The sequence below is a fragment of the Vibrio sp. Y2-5 genome (assembly GCF_014596725.1).
Classification (GTDB): Bacteria; Pseudomonadota; Gammaproteobacteria; order Enterobacterales; family Vibrionaceae; genus Vibrio.
In genome coordinates this window covers 1-14875 of the sequence record NZ_JACVEG010000011.1, presented here as the reverse complement: position 1 = coordinate 14875, position 14875 = coordinate 1, and the positions used below count along the sequence as shown (strand labels likewise).

Below are 14875 nucleotides of genomic sequence, written 5' to 3'. Positions count from 1 at the left end.
CAAAAAGGCTTCCCTAGGGAAGCCTTTTTAATGTCTTGCGTTTTATCAACCCCACAATTTCAGTATGTGGGGTTGAAAGCAAATAGGTTAAAGAATCATTGACGCAATCCAACCAAATACAACTAACGGCAAGTTGTAGTGGAGGAAGGTCGGTACAACGGTTTCCCAAATGTGTTCATGCTGTCCATCGGCGTTTAGACCTGATGTTGGGCCTAATGTTGAGTCAGAGGCTGGTGAGCCAGCATCACCCAGTGCTGCTGCAGTACCCACGAGCGCTACGGTCGCCATCGGAGAAAAACCAAAAGCGATACACAAAGGTACATAGATGGTCGCGATAATTGGAATGGTTGAGAACGAAGAACCGATACCCATAGTCACCAGTAGACCCACCACAAGCATGAGCAATGCAGCCAAAGGCTTGTTGTCACCGATACTGGTTGATAACGCGCTAACAAGGGATTCAACACCGCCGGTATCTTTCATTACAGCGGCAAAGCCAGCTGCAGAAATCATGATAAAGCCGATCATTGCCATCATGTGAACACCTTTAGTGAACACATCGTGCGTTTCTTTCCATGCGATAACACCGCCGAAAGTAAACACCATAAAGCCAGCCAATGCACCGATGATCATTGAGCCTGTCGCGAGCTGAACGGCTAACGCAACCACGATACCGATAGCGGCAATGCCAACGTGTTTCTTGTCGATTTCGTTCGCTTGATGATGAACAACCGTCAACTCTGTTTCTTGATACTCACGCGGCTTGCGGTAGCTGAAGAATACTGCAATAAGCAGACCTGTAATCATACCAATAGCAGGGAGTAGCATCGCCATAGGTACTTGACCTGCAGAGATGTTTTCCAGGCCATTATCATGTAGATTCTTTAGCAGGATATTGTTGAGGAAAATACCGCCAAAACCTACAGGTAGCACCATGTAAGGAGTGATCAGACCAAAGGTAAGAACACAGGCTACTAAGCGACGGTCTAGTTTGAGCTTGGCAAATACACCTAATAGAGGCGGAATCAAAATTGGGATAAATGCGATGTGTACGGGAATGACGTTTTGTGAAGATACCGCCATCAACAACAATGCAACTAGGACCGCGTATTTCAATCCGGTTGTTGCCGCACCATGTTCTTTACCATGAAGACGTTTGATCACGCTCTGTGCTAACAGATCAGTGATGCCCGATTTAGAAATAGCAACAGCAAACGTACCAAGCATTGCGTAGCTAAGTGCGATAGTCGCACCACCACCAAGGCCGCTTTCGAAAGCTGCTACAGTATCATTTAAGCTCATACCTGCCACTAAACCGCCAACAATGGCGCTGAAGGTTAGGGCAACCACAACGTTTACGCGCATCAGTGCAAGAAGCAGCATGACGCAAACGGAAATGACTACAGGATTCATATAATTCTCAATTCAAGTCGTGTTTGGTTTTAGTTGTTTTCTTGGTTATCAACAACAGGCCAGCCACCAAGAGCTTTCCATTTGTTGACGATTCCGCAGAATAGCTCTGCAGTTTTTTGTGTATCGTAAAGCGCTGAGTGTGCTTCACGATTATCAAATTCCATTCCAGCTGCTTTACACGCTTTAGCAAGTACCGTTTGTCCGTAAGCTAGACCACTTAACGTTGCGGTATCAAAAGTGGCAAATGGATGGAAAGGAACGCGCTTAAGCTTACTGCGCTCGCTTGCTGCCATAACAAAGCTATGGTCGAAGTTGGCGTTGTGCGCGACGATGATTGCTCGGCTGCAATCAGAGTCTTTCTGTTCTTTACGAACTAGCTTGTAGATCTCTTTTAGCGCATGATCTTCAGACACTGCGCCACGAAGCGGGCTGAATGGGTCATAGATGCCTGTGAACTCAAGTGCCGCTTTTTCTAAATTGGCACCTTCAAAAGGCTCAACATGAAAGTGAATGGTAGAAGCAGGACACAAGTCGCCATTTTCATCCATACGCAAAGTCACTGCGCAAATCTCTAATAAAGCATCGGTTTGGGCATTGAATCCAGCGGTTTCAACATCGATAACGACAGGAAAATAACCACGGAAACGCTCTTTTAATGTCTTTGCTTCTTTTAAATCAGTCATGCTGGCTCTAGTTATTGTGACAAGGGCGGCATTATTGCATGTTATGACTACAAGAAAAACCTGAGCATTCTATTTAGACGGAATTAATTGGTTCACCACTCGGAGCTATCATACGGGGTAGAAATATCGGTTCTTACCCGGTTCTAGATTGGTGTTTTCGAATTTATCTGGCGAGATTTTTGCATTACTCTGTACAGGTTCCCGTTGGTGGCAATGACTAGCCACGATGACATGCAGTATTAAGAGAAAAAAGTCCTTATGAATAAATGGCTTGTGACAAGTTTAGCCGCTGCCACTCTATTGACGCCTGTTGCCGCATCGGCATTAGAAAAGCGTTATGTGGCAACGCCACAGCAATCCACTTGGCAGATGGTGGCGAACACACCACTTGAGTGCCGACTTGTGCATCCCATCCCAAATTACGGAGATGCAGAGTTTTCTGCACGCGCCAGTAAGAAAATGAATTTGGACTTTGAACTCAAAATGCGCCGTCCTATGGGAGACACGCGCAACGTAAGTTTAGTCTCTATGCCTCCAGCATGGAGACCGGGTGAAAGTGCAGATCGTATCACCAACATTCAGTTCTTTAAGCAGTTTGATGGTTATATCGGTGGTCAATCAGCTTGGACACTATTAAGTGAGCTGGAAAAAGGTCGTTATCCGACATTTAGCTATCAGGATTGGCAAAGTCGTGACCAACGTATTGAAGTGGCACTGTCTTCGGTGCTGTTCCAAGCTCAATACAACGTTTTTAGTGACTGTATTGCCAACTTATTACCATACAGTTTCGAAGATATCTCGTTCACCATTCTTCATTATGACCGCGGTAACAGCGTCGATCTGAACAAAGCTTCTCAAAAGCGTTTAGAGCAGATTGCTGAGTACATCCGTTATAACAATGATATCGATTTAGTTCTGGTCGCAGCGTACACAGATTCAACCGACAGCAAAAATGAAAGTCAGAGTTTGTCGGAAAAACGTTCGGAAAGACTGCGTAACTACTTTAAGTCACTTGGTTTACCGGAAGACAGAATTCAGGTTCAAGGCTTTGGTAAACGTCGTCCGATCGCAGACAATGAATCGCCGATTGGTAAAGATAAGAACCGCCGTGTGGTGATATCACTCGGGCGAACACAGATTTAGTGCTGAACTTGCGCTTTAAAAACAAAAAACACCGCCAGATGGCGGTGTTTTTGACAGAAAGAACAGGGATTAACCTTCCAGGCCTGCGGTCGCTTGACGGTTTTGGATCAGTTCAATCATGTAGCCATCAGGGTCTTTAACAAAAGCGATGTGTGTTGTACCGCCTTTTACTGGACCTGGCTCGCGAGTAACATTACCGCCAACCGCTTTAATTGCATCACAAGTTGCGTAAATGTCGTCTACGCCGATAGCGATGTGACCGAAACCTTTACCTAGGTCGTATTCTTCTACACCCCAGTTATAAGTGAGTTCAATAACGGCGCCTTGTGACTCATCACCATAACCAACGAACGCTAGAGTGTATTTGTACTCAGCATTTTCGTTTTTACGTAGTAACTCCATACCCATAACTTTGGTGTAGAACTCGATAGATTTATCTAAATCACCAACGCGTAGCATGGTATGTAGAACACGGTTGTTTGACATTTTGGACTCCTAGCTTTCAGGGTAAATTTTATATTTACAGTTCTGTTTTCGAGGCGAACTCACACAGGTCTTCAATTATGCAGCTCCCACAGCGAGGTTTGCGTGCGATACAGGTGTACCGGCCATGCAAAATCAACCAGTGGTGGACGTCTAATTTGAATTCTGCGGGAACGACTTTCAGTAGTTTCTGTTCGACGTCGTCGACAGTTTTTCCCATTGCAAATTTGGTGCGATTGGACACTCGATAAATGTGAGTGTCCACAGCGATTGTTGGCCAGCCAAATGCGGTATTTAACACAACGTTTGCTGTTTTTCGGCCTACACCGGGTAACGCTTCCAGTGCTTCTCTGTTTTCGGGAACTTCACCGTTGTGCTGATCAAGCAAAATACGGCAAGTTTTAATCACGTTCTCTGCTTTCGAGTTAAACAGACCTATGGTCTTGATGTACTCTTTAACGCCATTAACGCCCAAATCAAAGATGGTTTGAGGTGTATTGGCGACGGCATACAACTTGTCCGTCGCTTTATTCACACTTACATCTGTTGCTTGAGCTGACAACAGAACGGCGATTAACAGTTCGAATGGTGAATTCCAGTTGAGCTCCGTTTCCGGCTTTGGATTGTTTTCTCTCAGTCGCTCGAGAATTTGTCTTCTTTTATCTTTATTCATTGCTCTGCGCTGTTTCCAGTCTCTTAAATTTTTCTATTAAGACGATACGTTAGTGACTCGTGCACGTTCGATAGTTGGTTTTTCTTGTTTTGGTTGACGCGCCGCAAGTTGTTTATCAATTACATTTTTAAGAGCTATCAGCAAACCTACACCGAAAAACGCGCCCGGAGGCAGTAGGGCAAGCAAGAAGCTGCTATCAAAATGGAAAATTTCAATTCTCAATACTTTTGCCCAGTCGCCTAATAGCAAGTCAGCGCCATCGAACAAGGTGCCGTTACCAATGATTTCTCGCATAGCACCCAGAACAACCAGCACTGAAGTCATGCCTAGCCCCATCCACAAACCATCTTGAGCGGAAGGCAGTACGTCATTTTTTGAGGCAAAGGCTTCTGCGCGGCCGATGATAATGCAGTTAGTCACGATCAGAGGGATGAAGATGCCGAGTGATAGATACAACCCGTAGGCGTAAGCATTCATCAACAGTTGCACGCACGTTACCAACGACGCAATGATCATCACGAATACAGGAATACGCACTTCTTTAGGTACGTAATCACGAACCAATGATACGGTCACGTTGGAACCGACTAAAACCAGCAAGGTAGCAATCCCTAATCCAAGTGCATTGGTTACGGTGGAAGAAACAGCAAGTAGCGGACACAAACCAAGCAACTGTACTAAGGCTGGGTTGTTTTCCCACATGCCGTTTTTCATTAATGCTTTATGCTCATTGTTCATTACTGTTCTCCGCAGTTATAGCTTTGTTTAGCCAGTGCTTCACGATTTTGATTCACGTAAGTCACGGCATTCTTCACTGCTTTCACCACTGCTCGTGGAGTTATAGTTGCACCGGTAAACTGATCAAATTGACCGCCGTCTTTACGGACTTTCCACTGATCTTCGTTGTCTGCTGTTACAGACTTACCGGTAAAGTTTAGTATCCAGTCAGTGATTCTTAGGTCAATTTTGTCACCCAATCCCGGCGTTTCTTTATGTGCCAGAACTCGGGTGCCGGTAATCGTGCCGTCATTATTGATGCCAACAATCACTTTAATCGCACCGTTGTAGCCATCCGGTGCAATAGCTTCTATCGCGATAGCACTAGGCTGACCATTCAGTGTCGCCACATAAGCAGGCATAGAGCTATCCGTGCCAAGAGCTGGATCATTGAGCAAAATGCACGATTGTGACAGCTCGTTATCGTGCAGTTTTTTAGGAATCACTTGGTTTAAAATCGACAACAACTGAATCTTCTCTTGCTTCTTGATCTGCGATTCAGTTAATTGATGAGTCAGCGCTACGACCCCTGTCGATAAGCAGGCAAAGGTAGCAAGGATAAGACCGTTTTTTCTAATTGCGGTTAGCATAGTTGCTCCTTAGTGCCCGTAAGTTCGAGGTTTAGTGTAGTAATCGATTAACGGTACGCACATGTTAGCGAGCAGAACGGCGAATGCCACACCGTCTGGGAAACCACCCCAACTGCGAATGATAAACACCATAGCACCGATGAATGCGCCAAACACTAAACGACCTTTCACTGTGGTAGAAGCTGTAACCGGATCAGTTGCAATGAAAAATGCGCCCAACATGGTTGCACCAGACAACAGATGAACTAACGGAGATGCGGTTGTACCCGGTGCAAACAGTACCGCTAATGTACTCAGTACCAACAAGCTGCCGATAAAGGAGACAGGAATATGCCAGTTGATGACTCTAAGTCTCAGAAGGACAATACCTCCCGCCAAATAGGCAAGATTGACCCATTCCCAACCAATGCCAGCCAAGGTACCGAATTGAGGTTGAGTCATAACTTCCGATAAGGTGTGTCCCGCTCTTAGCGATGTTTTCACTGAGTCCAATGGTGTTGCCATTGTTAGACCATCAATACCAGTTCGAACTTGCTGTAGTGATAAGCCGTCAGCATCGAAGCCAGTAAAGATCAAAGAAAAAGAGTCGCTTAAAGAGATGCTATCAGCACCTAGCTGGTGTGGTGCTATCCAGCTTGTCATTTGCACTGGGAATGAAATGAGAAGCACCACGTAAGCCACCATCGCAGGGTTAAACGGGTTCTGACCAAGCCCGCCGTAAAGATGTTTTGCAATCAGAATGGCGAAAATAAGACCGATGACCACGATCCACCAAGGTGACATTGGTGGAATGGCAACTGCCAATAACCAAGCGGTGACAATGGCGCTGTGGTCTCTTAATGCAAGATGAGCAGGGCGTTTACGTAGCTTCATTACTGCGGCTTCAAACGAAAGCGCGACAATAACAGCGAATACCAGCTGAATTAAGGTACCGTAACCGAAGAAATAGGTTTGGGCAAACAAGCCCGGCAATGCGCACAACGCTACCCACTTCATTAGATCTGAAGTGCTGCGTTTAATATGTGTATGTGGGGAACTAGCTATAAAGAAAGCCACTAGTTATTCTCCTCGGTATTTTTGTTTTGTTGCTCTGCTTTACGAGCTTTCGCACGGGCAATCGCTGCTGCAACTGCGGCTTTTTTCGGATCGTCAGAAGTTTCAGTTTCCGCTTGAGCATCTTCAGCTGGCGCGGATTCTTGCTGCGCTTTACGCGCTTTGGCTCGGGCAATCGCTGCTGCAACTGCGGCTTTTTTCGGATCGTCAGAAGTTTCAGTTTCCGCTTGAGCATCTTCAGCTGGCGCGGATTCTTGCTGCGCTTTACGCGCTTTGGCTCGGGCAATCGCTGCTGCAACAGCGGCTTTCTTCGGATCGTCAGAAGTGTCAGCTTGAGCTTTTTCTTCCGCAGGTGCGGATTCTTGCTGCGCTTTACGCGCTTTGGCTCGGGCAATCGCTGCTGCAACAGCGGCTTTCTTCGGATCGTCAGAAGTGTCAGCTTGAGCTTTTTCTTCCGCAGGTGCGGATTCTTGCTGCGCTTTGCGGGCTTTGGCTCGGGCAATCGCAGCGGCAACTGCTGCTTTTTTCGGATCGTCAGAAGTTTCCGTTTCAGCTTGAATTTCTTCTTCAGTAGATGCAGATTCTTGCTGCGCTTTACGAGCTTTGGCTCGGGCAATCGCTGCTGCAACTGCAGCTTTTTTCGGATCGTCTGAAGTTTCGGCTTCCGCTTGAGCATCTTCAGCAGGCGCGGATTCTTGCTGCGCCTTGCGAGCTTTGGCTCGGGCAATCGCCGCTGCAACGGCTGCTTTCTTCGGATCGTCAGACGTTTCGGTTTCCGTTTTGGCATCTTCAGCAGGTGCGGATTCTTGCTGCGCCTTACGGGCTTTGGCTCGGGCGATAGCTTCAGCAACGGCTGCTTTTTTATCGTTAGCTGGTGTTTGAGATGTGTCAGTTTGCTGCTCTTTTTCCAGCTTGCGTTCACGAGCCTGACGCTTGCGTTCTTCTCGCAGTTTGATCATCTCAGCATTATCAGGTTCAGCAGCGCCTGTTTTTGCTGCTTCTGCTTGTTTTGCTTTCGCTTTGGCAATAGCGGCTGCAACGGCTGGTTTAACCGCAGAATCGGATGTCGCTTTCGATTGTTCTTTTTGTGCTTTCACTCGCGCGATGGCTGCAGCAATGGCGTTTTCACCATCGTTGGTGGTCATCTCTTGACGACGGTTTTCTGCTGCCGCTTTAAAGCGGTTTTCTCTTTCCGCTTTATCGCGTTCCATACGCTCTTTTTTCTCTTCGAAGCGAAGTTTTGCACGCTCAGCGGCTTCTGATTCCTGCTTGCGAATACGGATTTCTGCTTTGGCTTGGCGATAGTATTGAACCAGTGGAATTTCACTAGGGCAGACATAGGCACACGCGCCACATTCAATACAGTCTTTTAAGTGTAGCTCTTCGCACTTATCGAATTCTTCTGCTTTTGCATGCCATTGCAGCTGCTGTGGTAGAAGGGATGCAGGGCAGACTTCAGCACATTGACCACAACGAATACACGCCACTTCATAGGATTGTGGAGCAATTTCCTGACGCGTCGGAGCGAGAATACAGTTGGATGTTTTGGTTACAGGCACATTGGCATGTGGCAGGGTAAAGCCCATCATAGGACCACCCATAATCAGGCGCGGCAGCTTTTTATCAGCCTGATAACCAAATTCATCAAGCAATGCCTGAACGGGGGTGCCAAGCAGAGTCCAAACGTTTTTCGGCTTTTTAAAACTGTTACCAGTGAGAGTGACGACTCGGCGAATTAGTGGCTCGCCATCGACAACGGCACGTTTAATGGCTTGCATAGAACCGACGTTCTGAACCATCAAGCCAATATCAGCAGGGATTCGACCGTTGGGTACTTCAAGATTAGTCAAGATCTTGATCAGTTGCTTTTCGCCACCTGACGGGTATTTGGTTGGAATAACACGAATAACGATGTCTTTATTCAGCGCCGCATTTTGCAGCGCTTCAATCGCTTTCGGTTTGTTATCTTCAATGCCAATAATGGTCAGCTTGGGTTTTAGAATGTGTTCGACAATGCTGATGCCTTGAATGATCTCTTGAGCGTTTTCTCTCATCAGAACATCATCAGCGGTAATGTAAGGTTCACACTCAGCAGCATTAATGATCAGAATGTCAGTGCGTGACAAACCTGATTGGATTTTCTTTGCTGTTGGGAAGCCAGCACCACCCATACCTGAAACACCCGCTTGGCGAATGATTTCAATCAGCTCATCAGGCGAGCATTGAGTAAAATCTTCAATGCATGTCTTCTCAATCCAATCATCTTTTCCGTCAGTTTCAATAACGACACACAATTCGGCAAGACCGGATGGGTGCGCTGTGGTTCTAGGTTCGATCGCTTTCACAGTGCCAGATGTCGGTGCATGAATGGGCAGCATAAATGTCGAGGTATACTGCGTTAACGCCTGACCTTTTTTAACGCTGTCGCCAACACTGACCAGTAGATCGCCGGGTTTACCGATGTGCTGCTTAAGAGGCAAGACGAGTTCACCTGGAATACTTGCCTGAGCGATTGCGGATTGATTCGATTGTTGTTTGTTTTCTGGTGGGTGAATGCCGCCCGGAAATGTCCACAGGCTACCCGTTCTGATTTGTTCAATTAATGACAACATATGAATCCTTAATCCCCGCTGCTTTGCTGAGTGGTTGCAGCGTGAGTAACATCAACCACAGGAATAGCATTTAGCTGCCATTTCCAAGTGTCAGTGGTTGTTGCAACAGGGATCATCTCAATACAGTCTGTAGGGCACGGAGCAACGCAGAGGTCGCAACCCGTACACTCATCTTTAATTACGGTATGAAGTGCTTTGGTGCCTCCGACAATTGCGTCGACAGGGCAGGCCTGAATACACTTGGTGCACCCGATACACATATCTTCATGAATAAAAGCCACGGTTTTGACTTTGCTATCGAGATCGTGTGCGGACTCTTGGACGTCAACGCCCATTAAGTCGGCTAATTTTTCGATCGTTTGCTGACCGCCCGGAGGGCATTTATTGATTTGGTCACCATTGGCAATCGCTTCTGCGTAAGGACGACAACCTGGGTAGCCACATTGACCACATTGGGTTTGTGGCAAAATAGCATCAATTTGGTCAACGATAGGATCGGCTTCAACTTTGAAGCGGATGGATGCAAAGCCCAAAATAGCGCCAAAAACGGCCGCAAGTACCGCGATAGCTAATACAGCAATTAATATCGTACTCATTACAACTTCACCAATCCGGTAAAGCCCATAAAGGCAAGCGACATCAAACCAGCCGTGATCATAGCAATAGACGCACCTTTGAATGGCGCAGGCACATCTGCCACATGAATACGCTCACGCATTGATGCAAACAGGATCAGTACCAATGAAAAGCCTACAGCAGCGCCGAAGCCGTAAATGATCGACTGTACGAAATTATGGTTTTCGTTGATGTTAAGCAATGCCACACCTAAAACTGCACAGTTAGTGGTGATGAGAGGCAGGAAGATACCTAACAAACGATAGAGTGTCGGGCTGGTTTTGTGCACCACCATCTCAGTAAATTGAACCACTACCGCAATCACGAGGATAAAGCTCATGGTGCGTAAGTATTCAATACCTAACGGTTTAAGGATGTAACTTTCTACAAGATACGAACATACGGAAGCTAAGGTTAAAACGAACGTTGTCGCCAACCCCATGCCAATTGCAGTCTCTAACTTTTTGGATACGCCCATGAATGGACACAAGCCCAAAAACTTTACCAGTACAAAGTTGTTCACCAGCACAGTGCCGACTAACAACAAAAGATATTCGGTCATAATTATATAATGTCTTCGTTCCGAGCTCGGTATTATCCTGCTTTGCGTAGTCAATAACAACCAACCAAAGATAAGGTTTTCAATTTAAGAATAAAAAAAGTTTAAACTTTACACTCTAGATTGAACTCGTAGCGCGAATTAGCGTTGAGCACTCCGTTATTGTGTTCCTCTGTATTGCATGACGAGATGTTCAGAAAACACTGATTGTTCTGTATGTATGACTAAGGTGTAATTTAAGCTCATGTACATACAGTGTAGGGTTATTTATTGTATTTACTACAAATCATCTTACTCATCAGCAGGTTTTTATGATTGATAAAATTCGTCAGATTTTTAATTTTTTAGTCAGAGTAAACCCGAACATTGGTCAGGAAACTGATGGTATTGTAAAAGCTGTCGGTGGATTAGAAAACATTGTTCACTCAGGCGCTTGTGCGACAAGGCTAAGATTGCAACTCAATGACTCGGGTTTGGTTGATGCAGACTACTTAAAGTGCAATGGCGCTTTTGGTGTGGTTCTACTAGACAAAAGCAATGTGCAAATCATCTATGGCATGAAAGCGAACACTTATGCTCAAGAGATAGATGCTCGCCTTCAAGCGCAATAGGTGAGGTCATAGGACAGAGCTTATCGCGCTCTGCCTACTGAGGAACGACGAACTAAAGTGGGCATAAACAGTTTGTTGTCTGGGCGTTCAATATCTTCTTTATTGGCCAGTTGTAGAGAAAGCTTTACCGCTTCGTTTGCCATTAATTGAATGGGATATCGAATAGTGGTGAGACGCGGGTAAACAAAGCGAGCCATATGTCCGTCATCAAAGCCAATCACCGACATCTCTTCGGGAATACGAATACCATTTTCTTGTAGCAGCACCAAACAACCCGCCGCCATATAGTCGTTATAGGTAGCGACCGCTGTGATGTCGGTATTCTTTGCCATCAGGTTGACCATTGCTTGTTCACCGCCAAGTTCGTCAGGCTCACCATATTCCACATATTCTTCTCGTGCGTCGATCCCGTAATCACGTAGCGCGTCAAAGTAACCTGCAAGTCGATCATGGGCATCATCGATATTGTGGCTAGAGGCAATATAGCCGATATGCTTGTGACCATTTTTGATCAGGTATTCAGTGGCGATATAAGCGCCTTTCCGGTTATCTAGGGCGATGCAGCGAGAAGCAATATCGGGCACCACGCGGTTGATTAACACCATTCCGGGGACTTCTTTTGCGAGCTTTGTCAGTTCTTGATCGCTCATACCTTTACTGTGAAGTACAAGTGATTCGCAGCGGCTGTTAATTAGCAGATTGATAGCGTTGCGTTCTTTTTCTGCATCATGATAACCACTACCAACCAGTAACTGCTTTTCCTGTTCACTGGCGATGGTATCAATGGCTTTAACCATGATGCCAAAAAAAGGCGCCGACACGTCACTCACTAACACGCCAATAGCGTTGGAAGATTTGCTTACCAGTGCGCGAGCATTTGCATTCGGGCGATAGCCCAGCTTTTCCATTGCAGCTTTCACCGCAATGATGGCGGTTTCGCTGGTGTGCGGGGCGTTATTAATGACGCGTGAAGTGGTCGCGATGGATACCCCCGCTTCCCGTGCAACGTCTTTTATGGTCGCCATAGTTATATTTACCTTAGGTTTCTAAGAGAACGTTTTAGCCTGAAGTCAACCAAGCTTAAAATCAATTGCTCAAGTAATGTGAGTGGTTCTCTGAAAATAATTGTTCTGACTCTGAAAATGTTTTCAAGCCCAAAGGCTTTAGTTGGCGTTAATTAAATATCGGTTATTTCGACAACTCAAGCCCTTAAAGCTCAACTACTGCGTGAGCTCAAGATTTTCATGCTTGTTTTTGACCAGAATTTTCCAAACTTAGCATTTCCATTAACAATGGCTAAGTTTATAGATGCATGGAAACGTTTCCATGATTATGGCTTTAATCACAGAAAGTTTTTCAATTTTACTTATGATATCGAAAACTCAAAGGTTGGAAGGGAACAGACAGTGACGGAGCCAGTATTAATTAACTTAATCGGTAAACATAGCCAGATCATCGTTGAGGTCGGTGAGTTTGCAGAGGTTCTCTATTGGGGCAAACCCGTCCAAGGCACTTTGGAAAATTATAGGAAGAGTTTGTATCGTCCTGTGCCTTATGGGCGTCTAGATAAAGATGTAGCAATGACATTAAGCCCAGAACTCGGTCGGGGTGTTTTTAGTAGCCCGGGTGTTGAAGGGCATCGCGACGGCTTGGATTGGGCTCCGGTGTTTGTTGTTCAGAAAATAGCTGAAATTGACACTGGGGTACGTATTGAAAGCGTCGATGAATTGGCAGGCTTGTCGCTGACGACGGAATTGTGTTTAGACGCTGATGATGTGGTGAAAACTCGTCATACATTAACCAATTTAAAAGCGGGTGTTTATCAGGTTAATCGCTTAGCCAATACTTTACCTTTACCTGCTAGAGCCAATGAACTGATGACATTTTTTGGCCGTTGGGTTCACGAGTTTCAAACTGCTCGCCAGCCTTTAATGCATGGTGGATATCAGCAAGAAAACCGCCGCGGACGAACCTCTCATGAGCACTATCCCGCTTTTATTGCTGGTCAGCAGCATTTCGATGAGTTGCAGGGGGATGTTTGGGGCTTTCATTTCGCTTGGAGCGGTAACCACCGCATGCGTGCGGATGTTAAGGCTGACGGGCGTCGCCTTGTGCAGGCTGAAGTGATTTATTTCGCGGGTGAGGTTTCATTGGCGCAGGGAGAAAGTGTCACATCGCCATGGCTGTATGCCAGCTACAGCGATAAAGGTCTAAACGGAATGAGCCAGCAGTTTCACACTCATGTACGCCATTCTATTTTGCCGCAAAAGTTTGCATCGAAACCTCGTCCAATTCATCTCAATACGTGGGAAGGTATCTATTTCAATCACGATCCTGAATACATTATGTCAATGGCAACTCAGGCGGCAGCCATGGGTGTCGAGCGATTCATCATCGATGACGGTTGGTTTAGAGGACGTAATGATGATAAAGCTGCTTTAGGTGACTGGTTCCTTGATGAAAGAAAATATCCTCAAGGTTTAGCGCCAATTGTTGATCATGTTAATCAACTCGGAATGGAATTTGGTTTGTGGTTTGAACCGGAGATGATCAACAAAGATTCCGACCTCTACAGACAACATCCTGATTGGTTACTGGCTGTGGAAGGGTATGAGCAGCCCACAGGACGCAATCAGTATGTGATTGATCTGCAAAACCAAGAGGCTTTTGACTATCTATTCGAACGGCTGGATCATTTCCTTTCCACTTACAATATTGCTTACATCAAATGGGATATGAACAGGGAAGTGGTTCAGCCTGCTCATGGCGGTATAGCAGCAGCACATAAACAAACACAGCGTTACTACCAGTTGGTGGATAAAGTTCGAGCCAAGCATCCTCATGTGGATATTGAATCTTGTGCTGCGGGTGGCGGACGTATTGATTACGAGGTATTGAAGCGTACCCAGCGTTTCTGGGCATCAGACAACAACGATGCTTTAGAGCGTCAGACTATTCAACGTGGCATGAGCTACTTCTTTCCACCTGAAGTGATGGGTAGCCATATCGGAGCCAGCCATTGTCACAGTACTCGCCGCCGCCACAGTATCGAATTCAGAGGACTGACCGCTCTGTTTGGTCATATGGGTATTGAGCTAGACCCTGTAAAAGAGAGCCAAGAAGAAAAACAAGGCTTTGAACACTACGTGAAGCTTCACAAAGCACTTCGCCCATTGCTGCATAGTGGCACAACATGGCGAGTTCCGAGTGAGGACAAAGCGCATCAAATCCATGCGGTTGTTTCACAAGACAAATCTGAAGCGGTGGTATTGGTCTCTCAATTGTCTATGCCAACGTATTCACTAAGTGGTCATCTACGTATTGTTGGATTAGACCCAAATGCAATCTACCAAGTCTCAGTGATTGATAAACCGGGGAACTTTAACAGTATTGTGGCGTGTCAACCTGAATGGACAGTTTCAGGCTGTGAAATGTCCGGTGAATGGTGCCAAAACGTCGGGCTAACAATGCCGATTCTGGACGCTGAAACAGCAATATTGATTGAGTTGAAGCAGGTTGGTTAGTCTTCATAGACAAATAAAAAAGCCGGGAATAGGATTTATTTTCGGCTTAATCGCATCATGATTATTTAACTATCGAACTGTTTCATCACACATTCCACTATGTACTGCGTTAAAAGAGTGGCACAGCTCTCTGGCAGAG

General features: G+C 45.9%; 14 protein-coding genes. 3 read left to right on the top strand and 11 right to left on the bottom strand.

The features are described from left to right. Positions 1–87 precede the first annotated feature (87 nt). Together HUO09_RS19325 and rnt are read right to left on the bottom strand one after the other, a co-directional pair. Positions 88–1413 (bottom strand): Na+/H+ antiporter family protein, encoded by a 1326-nt coding sequence (locus HUO09_RS19325; RefSeq protein WP_188235053.1) that lies wholly within the window; start codon positions 1411–1413, stop codon positions 88–90. Between the two features lie 29 nt (positions 1414–1442). Continuing rightward, positions 1443–2096 carry a ribonuclease T gene (gene rnt / locus HUO09_RS19320; protein WP_188235052.1) on the bottom strand — a complete coding sequence of 218 codons (654 nt, stop codon included), beginning with the start codon at positions 2094–2096 and terminating at the stop codon, positions 1443–1445. Between the two features lie 258 nt (positions 2097–2354). Here rnt and HUO09_RS19315 point away from each other — a divergent pair, with 258 nt between their 5' ends. After that, complete coding sequence (locus HUO09_RS19315; protein WP_188235051.1) at positions 2355–3239, top strand: OmpA family protein; 885 nt, start codon at positions 2355–2357, stop codon at positions 3237–3239. Between the two features lie 69 nt (positions 3240–3308). On the opposite strand, the gene gloA is transcribed toward HUO09_RS19315, so the two are convergent. From gloA to rsxA, 8 genes are read right to left on the bottom strand one after another with little or no spacing between them, the layout of a single operon-like run. Next, a complete protein-coding gene (gloA, locus tag HUO09_RS19310; protein WP_167413473.1) occupies positions 3309–3725 on the bottom strand; it encodes a lactoylglutathione lyase in 417 nt (138 codons plus the stop codon). 34 nt (positions 3726–3759) lie between these two features. Then, the gene (gene nth, locus HUO09_RS19305; protein WP_188235050.1) at positions 3760–4395 is read right to left on the bottom strand and encodes an endonuclease III; all 636 of its coding nucleotides are present in this window, start codon (positions 4393–4395) and stop codon (positions 3760–3762) included. A 36-nt stretch (positions 4396–4431) separates the two neighbouring features. Further along, complete coding sequence (locus HUO09_RS19300; protein WP_102940180.1) at positions 4432–5133, bottom strand: electron transport complex subunit E; 702 nt, start codon at positions 5131–5133, stop codon at positions 4432–4434. After that, entirely contained in the window at positions 5133–5762 is a 630-nt protein-coding gene (rsxG, locus tag HUO09_RS19295) for an electron transport complex subunit RsxG (RefSeq protein WP_167413471.1), read from the bottom strand. The genes HUO09_RS19300 and rsxG overlap by 1 nt, the downstream gene beginning before the upstream one ends. Positions 5763–5771: 9 nt before the next feature. Then, entirely contained in the window at positions 5772–6818 is a 1047-nt protein-coding gene (gene rsxD, locus HUO09_RS19290) for an electron transport complex subunit RsxD (RefSeq protein WP_188235049.1), read from the bottom strand. Then, entirely contained in the window at positions 6818–9427 is a 2610-nt protein-coding gene (gene rsxC, locus HUO09_RS19285; protein WP_188235048.1) for an electron transport complex subunit RsxC, read from the bottom strand. Before rsxC ends, rsxD begins: the two co-directional genes overlap by 1 nt. A gap of 8 nt (positions 9428–9435) precedes the next feature. Next, positions 9436–10023 carry an electron transport complex subunit RsxB gene (gene rsxB, locus HUO09_RS19280; protein ID WP_167413704.1) on the bottom strand — a complete coding sequence of 196 codons (588 nt, stop codon included), beginning with the start codon at positions 10021–10023 and terminating at the stop codon, positions 9436–9438. After that, complete coding sequence (gene rsxA, locus HUO09_RS19275; protein WP_167413703.1) at positions 10023–10604, bottom strand: electron transport complex subunit RsxA; 582 nt, start codon at positions 10602–10604, stop codon at positions 10023–10025. Before rsxA ends, rsxB begins: the two co-directional genes overlap by 1 nt. Before the next feature lie 308 nt (positions 10605–10912). Here rsxA and HUO09_RS19270 point away from each other — a divergent pair, with 308 nt between their 5' ends. Next, positions 10913–11212: a PTS transporter subunit EIIB gene (locus HUO09_RS19270; RefSeq protein WP_188235047.1), complete on the top strand. Its 300-nt coding sequence runs from the start codon at positions 10913–10915 to the stop codon at positions 11210–11212. A gap of 20 nt (positions 11213–11232) precedes the next feature. Here the strand turns inward: HUO09_RS19270 and HUO09_RS19265 are convergent, their stop codons facing one another. Continuing rightward, positions 11233–12237, bottom strand: a complete 1005-nt coding sequence (locus tag HUO09_RS19265; RefSeq protein ID WP_188235046.1) for a substrate-binding domain-containing protein — start codon at positions 12235–12237, stop codon at positions 11233–11235. 381 nt (positions 12238–12618) lie between these two features. Here HUO09_RS19265 and HUO09_RS19260 point away from each other — a divergent pair, with 381 nt between their 5' ends. After that, positions 12619–14736 (top strand): alpha-galactosidase, encoded by a 2118-nt coding sequence (locus HUO09_RS19260; RefSeq protein WP_188235045.1) that lies wholly within the window; start codon positions 12619–12621, stop codon positions 14734–14736. Positions 14737–14875: the final 139 nt, after the last annotated feature.

Excerpts from the sequence above, each read along its gene's own strand:
- HUO09_RS19325 (WP_188235053.1), bottom strand. The coding sequence starts at position 1,413 with ATGAATCCTGTAGTCATTTCCGTTTGCGTCATGCTGCTTCTTGCACTG.
- HUO09_RS19270 (WP_188235047.1), top strand. The coding sequence starts at position 10,913 with ATGATTGATAAAATTCGTCAGATTTTTAATTTTTTAGTCAGAGTAAAC.
- rsxA (WP_167413703.1), bottom strand. The coding sequence starts at position 10,604 with ATGACCGAATATCTTTTGTTGTTAGTCGGCACTGTGCTGGTGAACAAC.
- rsxC (WP_188235048.1), bottom strand. The coding sequence starts at position 9,427 with ATGTTGTCATTAATTGAACAAATCAGAACGGGTAGCCTGTGGACATTT.
- HUO09_RS19265 (WP_188235046.1), bottom strand. The coding sequence starts at position 12,237 with ATGGCGACCATAAAAGACGTTGCACGGGAAGCGGGGGTATCCATCGCG.
- rnt (WP_188235052.1), bottom strand. The coding sequence starts at position 2,096 with ATGACTGATTTAAAAGAAGCAAAGACATTAAAAGAGCGTTTCCGTGGT.
- HUO09_RS19300 (WP_102940180.1), bottom strand. The coding sequence starts at position 5,133 with ATGAACAATGAGCATAAAGCATTAATGAAAAACGGCATGTGGGAAAAC.
- rsxB (WP_167413704.1), bottom strand. The coding sequence starts at position 10,023 with ATGAGTACGATATTAATTGCTGTATTAGCTATCGCGGTACTTGCGGCC.
- gloA (WP_167413473.1), bottom strand. The coding sequence starts at position 3,725 with ATGTCAAACAACCGTGTTCTACATACCATGCTACGCGTTGGTGATTTA.
- rsxG (WP_167413471.1), bottom strand. The coding sequence starts at position 5,762 with ATGCTAACCGCAATTAGAAAAAACGGTCTTATCCTTGCTACCTTTGCC.
- HUO09_RS19315 (WP_188235051.1), top strand. The coding sequence starts at position 2,355 with ATGAATAAATGGCTTGTGACAAGTTTAGCCGCTGCCACTCTATTGACG.
- nth (WP_188235050.1), bottom strand. The coding sequence starts at position 4,395 with ATGAATAAAGATAAAAGAAGACAAATTCTCGAGCGACTGAGAGAAAAC.